General features: G+C 44.9%; 1 protein-coding gene. It reads left to right on the forward strand.

The window, feature by feature from the left end; all coding sequences use genetic code 11:
- Nucleotides 1-411 precede the first annotated feature (411 nt).
- The gene (locus tag JWG43_RS17500; RefSeq protein ID WP_205244240.1) at nt 412-1,122 is read left to right on the forward strand and encodes a PEP-CTERM sorting domain-containing protein; all 711 of its coding nucleotides are present in this window, start codon (nt 412-414) and stop codon (nt 1,120-1,122) included.
- Nucleotides 1,123-1,176 lie beyond the last annotated feature (54 nt).

The raw sequence follows: 1,176 nt of genomic DNA on the forward strand, positions 1-1,176 counted from the left end.
TACGTTCATAGAAACCTCCCTGTGGTATATTTTGGGCGAGCTGGTTCTCGACCCAACTGTTGCTAAAACATTATACTCACATGGAGGTTTCTTTTCTTTGCCGGACTTATGCATTCAAACACTTCCCCTATTTTATTCTATTTGCAAATAGAATAAAATAGGGGAAGTGTCCCTAATTTCCCAATATCAACAAGATGGGATTCTGTGCTCGCAAACGTTGCCCTGCAGCGACATGTTCAGACTTCAACCGACACTATCTTCTTAGTATCATTTCTCATTCACCCAAACAGAGCTTCATGCTTCCAGACACCTTGAAATAAAAGAAATTATCTTTACAAAAACATATTCTTTGTTTATCAAGTCAAATTATCGTTCGAATTCACCTCCCCCATTTCATGAAGGAGATCTGAATTGCGCCTTTTTACCTCCGCCCTGCTTCCCCTTGTGGCTGTTTTTTTTCTTTGCTCTTCCCCTGGTATCAGTGCTTCTTTACACATGGAGGAACTGTATCCTTTTGCAGACAATTTCAATGTTTCCTGGACGATTGTTACTGATCCTAACGTCTCGGGAGGGACTTGGATGCTTGTTACTGATCCCAGTAAAGGCTCAGAAACACCTGTTAAAAGCTTTGGCATGACCTATCAAGATGCACAAAACTGGGTAGCAAGCCTGAATAGCACAAAGTACGGTGGATTCAACGACTGGCACCTGCCAATGACCCCAGATTGGACGACCTGGGGATATGATAACAATGATTACTCGACAAAGATCAAAGTAACCGTCAGTGACTTAGGTTATCTATATTATGAGATGTTACAATTGGATCCTATAGATCTAGGTGCAGCGCCGAACAACTACACAGACCTCAAACTTTCTATCTTAAACCCTGAACTGCTTCATTACAATTACTGGTTCGGTAATCTTTCGGAATACACTGAAGAAGGCAATCCACTTGAATTCGGCTGGATCTTCGACTTCAAATACGGCACCCAATTCCTCGCTGGTACCAGTACGTCAGCCTATGCCCTGGCCATCCGTAAAACAACCCCTATCCCGGAACCAACATCCGCCCTGCTCTTTCTGACCGGCATCACCGGCCTGGGTCTGATGCGGAGGCGCTGAACCTGCACCTTGGTCAACCGCGTGGGCACGATACTGCTGTGCCCACCCTACCCG

Origin of the sequence: Desulfobulbus alkaliphilus, from assembly GCF_016918545.1 — a bacterium.
In the GTDB taxonomy this organism is placed as follows: Bacteria; Desulfobacterota; Desulfobulbia; order Desulfobulbales; family Desulfobulbaceae; genus Desulfobulbus; species Desulfobulbus alkaliphilus.